6 protein-coding genes are annotated in these 6,692 nt (G+C 72.7%); 5 read left to right on the plus strand and 1 reads right to left on the minus strand.

The annotated features are described in order from the left end of the window. The first annotated feature begins 110 nt into the window (after nucleotides 1–110). From IF28_RS0135535 to IF28_RS0135545, 3 genes are all read left to right on the plus strand, one after another. Nucleotides 111–1,073, plus strand: coding sequence for an alpha/beta fold hydrolase (locus IF28_RS0135535; protein WP_030229484.1), 963 nt, complete (start codon nucleotides 111–113; stop codon nucleotides 1,071–1,073). A gap of 137 nt (nucleotides 1,074–1,210) precedes the next feature. Next, the gene (locus IF28_RS0135540) at nucleotides 1,211–2,098 is read left to right on the plus strand and encodes an AurF N-oxygenase family protein (protein ID WP_030229486.1); all 888 of its coding nucleotides are present in this window, start codon (nucleotides 1,211–1,213) and stop codon (nucleotides 2,096–2,098) included. A 40-nt stretch (nucleotides 2,099–2,138) separates the two neighbouring features. Beyond that, nucleotides 2,139–3,662, plus strand: coding sequence for an FAD-dependent oxidoreductase (locus IF28_RS0135545; protein WP_030229488.1), 1,524 nt, complete (start codon nucleotides 2,139–2,141; stop codon nucleotides 3,660–3,662). A 1-nt stretch (nucleotide 3,663) separates the two neighbouring features. On the opposite strand, the gene IF28_RS0135550 is transcribed toward IF28_RS0135545, so the two are convergent. Next, on the minus strand, nucleotides 3,664–4,647 hold the full coding sequence (locus tag IF28_RS0135550; RefSeq protein WP_030229490.1) for a GlxA family transcriptional regulator: 984 nt from the start codon (nucleotides 4,645–4,647) through the stop codon (nucleotides 3,664–3,666). A gap of 125 nt (nucleotides 4,648–4,772) precedes the next feature. On the opposite strand from IF28_RS0135550, the gene IF28_RS0135555 reads away from it, so the two are divergent. Both IF28_RS0135555 and IF28_RS0135560 read left to right on the plus strand, forming a co-directional pair. Further along, on the plus strand, nucleotides 4,773–5,735 hold the full coding sequence (locus IF28_RS0135555) for an NADP-dependent oxidoreductase (protein ID WP_030229492.1): 963 nt from the start codon (nucleotides 4,773–4,775) through the stop codon (nucleotides 5,733–5,735). 124 nt (nucleotides 5,736–5,859) lie between these two features. Beyond that, nucleotides 5,860–6,692: DUF475 domain-containing protein (locus IF28_RS0135560; protein ID WP_030229494.1), on the plus strand; the 833-nt coding region annotated here is incomplete at its 3' end.

A 6,692-nucleotide genomic window follows, 5' to 3' on the forward strand; every position in this document is an offset into this window, starting at 1 on the left:
CGCGGTGGCGGGCCCGGTGCCCTTCACTCGCCCGGTCCCTCCGGCGGTGCCGCGCGAGCGGGCGGCGTGCAGTGTCGTCTCCAGTCGATCCCCTCCCGGAAAGAGTGGTCATGATGCGCATACGGCACGCCGCCCGACGGGCGTTCCCCCTGGCCGTCCTCGTCCCCGCAACGGTCCTGATGGCCGCCGCCCCGTCCCTGGCCTCCCAGAGCGGCGGCGGGGCCGGCTCCGGCGCCAAGCCGACCGTGGTGCTGGTGCACGGGGCCTGGGCGGACGACTCGGGCTGGGACGAGGTCATCCGGAGTCTGCAGGCGAAGGGCTATCCGGTGGTCGCCACCGCCAACCCGCTGCGCGGCCTCGACGGCGACTCCGCCTACCTGGCCGCCCGGCTCAGGACGATCGAGGGCCCGGTCGTCCTTGCCGCGCACTCGTACGGCGGGGCCGTCATCACCAACGCGGCGGCAGGCAATCCGAACGTCAAGTCCCTCGTCTACATAGCGGCGTTCGCGCCCGACAAGGGCGAGACGGCCCTGGAGCTCGCCGCCAAGTACCCCGGCAGCCATCTCTCGGACGATCCCGACGCGCCCTTCCCCACCGCCCTGGCGGCGATCCCGCTCAGCAGCGACCCCGCCGACATCGACACGTACATCAAGCCGGACAAGTTCGGTGACGTCTTCCTGAGCGACCGGCTGGCGGCGGACGAGACGGCCGCGCTCGCCGCGCGGCAGCGCCCCGCGCACGTGGCGACCACCACGGAGGCGACCTCGGCCGTCGCGTGGAAGACGATCCCGTCCTGGTATCTCGTCGCCACCGACGACCGCACCATCGGCACCGACAACGTGCGCTTCATGGCCGAGCGGGCCGGCGCGACCACCGTCGAGGTCGACGCCCCGCACGCGGTGCTGGAGACCGACCCGGACGACGTGACCGATCTGATCCTGCGGGCGGCGCACGACTCCGGTCCCGCCCTCGCCGAGACCGGCGCGGGCGACCGTGCCGCGGTCCTCGGTGGCGCGGCGGTCCTGGCCGTGGCCGGCGGTACGGCCCTGGTGGTCCGGTCCCGGCGGGGCTGACCCCACGCCCGGCGTCCGGTGGCGGCCCTTTGCTACTTGGGGGTAGGAACCCGAGCCCTCTTGCTATACAGTTCGTCAGCAACGCGGTTGGTTACCCGCGGTAAGACTGACCGGACTCGAGGCGAGGAGCCCTCGGCATGGGGAACACGACCTCCGGCGACGATGTGGCCCGGCGGCTGCTGGACTCGTCGGCGCAGCTCTCCTACGACCCGCTCACCGAGGTCGACTGGGACACACCGCTCGACACGGACTTCCACGGCGCCAGCCCGGAGTGGAGCACGCTCTACGGGACGGCGTACTGGAACGAACTGACCGACGCGCAGCGCAAGGAGCTGACGCGGCAGGAGGCGGCGTCCGTCGCCAGTACCGGCATCTGGTTCGAGATGATCCTGCAGCAGATGGTGCTGCGGGACATCTACGCCAAGGATCCGACGGACGACGCCGTCCAGTGGGCGCTCACCGAGATAGCCGACGAGTGCCGGCACTCGATCATGTTCGCCCGCGGGGCGAAGAAGCTCCGGGCGCCGGCCTACCGGCCGCACCGGGTCGCGCTGGAACTGGGCAGGTTCTTCAAGACCGTCGCCTTCGGCGAGGCCGCGTACGCGGCGATCCTGGTCGCCGAGGAGGTCCTCGACGTCATGCAGCGCGACTGGATGCGGGACGAGCGGGTGGTGCCGTTCGTCCGCACCATCAACAACATCCATGTCGTCGAGGAGTCCCGGCACATGAAGTTCGCCCGCGAGGAGACGCGCAGGCATCTCGCGCGCGCCGGGCGGGTGCGCCGCCGTGTGCACGCCCTGCTGATCGCCGTCGCGGCGTACGTCATCGTCACCAGCATGGTGAACCGGAAGGTCTACGCGAACGCCGGCCTGGACGAGGCACGCGCGCTGCGCGAGGCCAAGGCCAACGAGCACCACAAGTCGATGCTGCGGGCGAGCTGTTCGGGCCTGATGGAGTTCCTGGACTCGGTGGGACTGCTCACCGGTCCCGCGCTCCGCTTCTACCGGCGCGCCCATCTCGTCTGACGACCCGCACCTGTCCCGGCCTCCAGCGGAGTGGACGACCATGGCCTTCGCGATCACCCAGACCTGCTGCAGCGACGCCACCTGCGTGTCCGTCTGCCCGGTCAACTGCATACACCCCACGCCCGGCGAACGGGCCTTCGGCAGCACGGAGATGCTGTACATCGACCCGAAAGCCTGCATCGACTGCGGGGCCTGCGCCGACGCCTGCCCGGTGGACGCCGTCCTCCCGGTCGACCGGCTGCCGGACGGGCAGCGCGAGTACGCGCGCATCAACGCGGACCACTTCGAGCGGGACCTTCCCGGGGAGGCCGGGACGCCGGCGCGTTCGGGGCCGAACTTCCACGACTGGGGCGAGCCGTCCTTCGACCGGGTGCTGCCCCCTGACTTCGGGCCGCTGCGGGTCGCCATCGTCGGCACCGGCCCGGCCGGCCTGTACGCGGCCCGGGACCTGCTGCTGCACACCCGGGCCGAGGTGACGCTCGTCGACCGGCTGCCGGCCGCCGGCGGTCTGGTGCGGTACGGCGTGGCACCGGACCATCCGGCCACGAAGAAGGTGGGCGAGAGTTTCGCCCGCTTCCTCACCCATCCGCGCGCGCGGATGTACCTCGACCTCGACGTGGGCACCGACGTCACGGCGGAGGAACTCGCCGCCCACCACGACGCGGTGATCTACGCGGTCGGCGCCGCCACGGACCGGCGGCTGGGCATCCCGGGCGAGGACCGGCCGGGCAGCCTCTCCGCGACCACGTTCGTCGCCTGGTACAACGCGCATCCGGAGGTCGCCCCGGACGCCGTCGACCTGTCCTGCGAGCGGATCGTCGTGGTCGGCAACGGCAATGTCGCCCTGGATGTCGCGCGGCTCCTGGTCCGCGACCCCGGGACGCTGGCCGGCACCAGGATCGCGGACCACGCGCTGGCGGAACTGCGCCGCAGCAAGGTGCGCGAGGTGGTGCTGCTCGGGCGCCGCGGACCGGAGCACGCGGCGTACACCGGACCCGAGGTGCTCGCCCTGAGGCATCTCGACGACGTGGACCTGCTCGTCGACGACCACGATCCGCGCATCGGTGCCGCGATCGACGCCGCCGGCGCGCGGGAGAAGGCGGGGGCCCTGCGGGGACTGGCGCGGGAGCCGGTCGACTGGTCGCTGCCGCCGGGCGCTTCGGGACGGCGGCGTATCGTGTTCCGCTTCCTCTCCGCTCCCGTGGAGGTCCACGGCGGTGCCCGGACGCGCGCCGTACGGGTCACCGGCGGCACAGGTGAGCTGGAGATCCCGGCCGGGCGGGTCCTGCGGGCGGTCGGCTACCGCGGGGTGGCGCCGGCGGGGCTGCCGTTCGACGAGGCCACCGGGACCGTGCCGCACCGGGCGGGCCGGGTGACGGGCAGGCCGGGGACGTATGTCGTCGGCTGGATCAAACGCGGCCCGTCGGGCGGTATCGGCGCCAACCGCGTGTGCGCGGCGGAGACCGTCGGCTCCCTGCTGGCCGACGCGGTGGCCGGCGCCCTTCCCGCACCGGCCGGCGGGCCGAAGGCGTTCCGCCGCCTCGTACGGCGCCGGCGCCGCTGAATCAGCGGCTCACCGCCGTCGGGTCCGGGGCGTTGTGGGCGCGACGGTAGGCCAGCGGGGAGAGGCCGAGGTGGGCGGCGAAGTGCTTGCGCAGGGCGACGGGGTCGCCGAAGCCGCTGGCCGTGGCCACCCGTGCGACGGTCAGCTCGGTGGACTCCAGCAGCCGCCGCGCCTGGTTCAGCCGGCACTGCAGCAGCCACCGCAGGGGGCTGGTGCCCACCTCGCCGCGGAAGCGGCGGGTGAAGGTGCGCACGCTCATGTGCGCGTGCCGGGCCATGTCCTCCAGGGTGAGGGGTTCGGCCAGCCGGTCGAGGGCCCACTGCCGGGTGGCCGAGGTGGAACGGCCGGCGTCCTTCGGCACCGGATGCTCGATGAACTGCGCCTGCCCGCCCTCGCGCCACGGGGCGACCACACAGCGGCGGGCCGCCGCGCCGGCCACCGCCGCGCCGTGGTCCCGGCGGATCAGATGCAGGCACACATCGATGCCGGCGGCGCCGCCCGCCGAGGTCAGGACACGTCCGTTGTCGACGAACAGGACGTCCGGGTCGACCTCGATCCGGGGGAAGAGCCGTGCGAACGCGTCACAGAGCGCCCAGTGGGTGGTGGCGCGCATACCGTCCAGCAGCCCGGCCGCCGCGAGCAGGAACGCCGAGGTGCACAGGCTGACGACGCGGGTGCGCGGACCGATCCGGGCGAACGCCGCGGCGACCTCCGGGGGCAGCTCACCGGTGGCGAGCAGATGCCTCTCGGGCTCCTGGGTGGCGATCACCACGGTGTCCGCGCTCTCCAGGAGGGACTCGTCGTGGTCCACGACGATCCGGAACCCCTCGTGGGTGCGGACCGGCCGCCCGCCGAGCGAGCAGGTCGTCACGGAGTAGAGCGGCGTGCCCGCCGGATCGCACGCGGCGTCGAAGACGCGCGCGGCGATGCCGAGGTCCATGGCGAGGACGCCTTCGAGGGCGAGAACGGCGATGCGATGGGCCATGGCCGGAATGGTACGACAGGTGGCCCTCCAGCCACTCCCCGTGGGCCGCTGGGAGGGGCGAGGCTGATGATCACCGGGCTCGGCCCGGTTCTTGCACAGGTCACAGGGACAGGAACGAGGAGAACATGAGCGAGCACACCATGCGGGCCGTCACCGTCGGCGAGTTCGGCGGGCCGGAGGTGCTGACCGTCGGGCGGGTGGCGCGTCCCGTTCCGCTGCCCACCGAGGTGCTGGTGCGGGTGCACGCGGCCGGGATCAACCCGGTGGACTGGAAGACCCGCGCGGGACAGGGCATGGCGGGGCTGCAGACGCTGCCGCTGATCCTCGGCTGGGACGTCTCCGGAGTCGTCGAGGAGGTCGGCTTCGGCGTCACCACGCTCGCGCCGGGTGACGAGGTGTACGCGATGCCCTGGTTCCCCCGCCCGGCCGGCGGCTACGCCGAGTATGTGACGGCGCCGTCCCGTCAGTTCGCGCGCAAGCCCGCCTCGATCGGCCACGCCGAGGCCGCCGCCCTGCCCCTCGCGGTGCTCACCGCGTGGCAGGCGCTGGTGGACACGGCGGGTGTCCGGGCCGGTCAGCGGGTGCTGGTGCACGCGGCGGCCGGCGGCGTGGGCCATCTGGCGGTGCAGATCGCCCGGCATCTGGGCGCCGAGGTGGTCGCGACCGCCCGAGAGCCCCGGCACGCCTGGCTCAAGGAACTGGGCGCCGACCGGACCGTGGACTACACCCGGCAGCGGTTCGAGGACGTGGCCGGTGAGGTGGACGTCGTCATCGACCTGATGGGCGGCACGGACGCCACCGACGTCCGGTCGGTGGCGGTGACCCGGCCGGGCGGCCTGATCGTCTCCGTCCCGGGCGGTGTCTCCCCGGCCCTCGCCGAGGCGGCCGGGGCGGCCGGGGTGCGCACCAGCCCGGTCCTGGTCGAGCCGGACGGCGCCGCCCTGACCACCCTCGCCGGTCTGGTCGACGCGGGAGCGGTCCGGGTGGAGGTCGAGCGGGTGTTCGCGCTGGAGGACGTCGCCGAGGCGCACCGTCGGGGCGAGACCAACCGCACCCGCGGCAAGCTCGTCCTGGATCTCGCGCCGTGACCCCGGCGGCGGTGTCGGCCGGGTCTTCGGCGGCCCCGGCGTAGTAGACATCCTGGGAGGGGCACAGGGTACGAGGCCCTTGGTCCCGGCGCCGAACGCGCCGCGAGAGACAAGGGAGTGCCGCGTGCTGCTGAAGACGTTCCGCTGGGCCTTCGCCGTCACGGCCCTCGGCCTGGTGGCCGGGGTGCTCTACGACGGCTGGACGGCGCTGGGGCTGGTCGCCATCCTCGCCGTCCTGGAGGTCTCGCTGTCCTTCGACAACGCGGTGATCAACGCCGGCATCCTGAAGAAGCTCAACGCGTTCTGGCAGCGGATCTTCCTCACCGTCGGCATCCTGATCGCCGTCTTCGGGATGCGGCTGCTCTTTCCCATCGTCATCGTCGCCGTCAGCGCCCGGCTGTCACCGTCCCAGGCGGTCCATCTCGCGCTCACCGACAAGGACCGCTACCAGGAGCTCGTCACCGACGCGCACCCGTCGATCGCCGCGTTCGGCGGGATGTTCCTGCTGATGATCTTCCTGGACTTCGTCTTCGAGGACCGGGACGTCAAGTGGCTCTCCTGGCTGGAGCGGCCACTGGCCAGACTCGGCCGGGTCGACATGCTGTCGGTCTGTCTCGCGCTGATCATCCTGCTGGTGTCGTCGATGACGTTCGCCGCGCACGCCCACCAGCACGGCGGCGGTCACGCCGACAAGGCGCAGACGGTGCTCGTCTCGGGCATCGCGGGCCTGATCACCTATCTGGTCGTGAGCGGGCTCTCGGACTTCTTCGAGAGCAGGCTGGCCGACGAGGAGAGCACGAAGAGCGAGGGGGCGGGGCGGCCCGCGGTCGCCCTGGCGGGCAGGGCGGCGTTCTTCACGTTCCTCTACCTCGAGGTCCTGGACGCGTCCTTCTCCTTCGACGGCGTGATCGGCGCGTTCGCCATCACCAACGACATCGTCCTGATGGCCCTGGGCCT

The organism is Streptomyces sp. NRRL WC-3626 (assembly GCF_000718785.1).
Lineage (GTDB): Bacteria > Actinomycetota > Actinomycetes > Streptomycetales > Streptomycetaceae > Streptomyces > Streptomyces edwardsiae.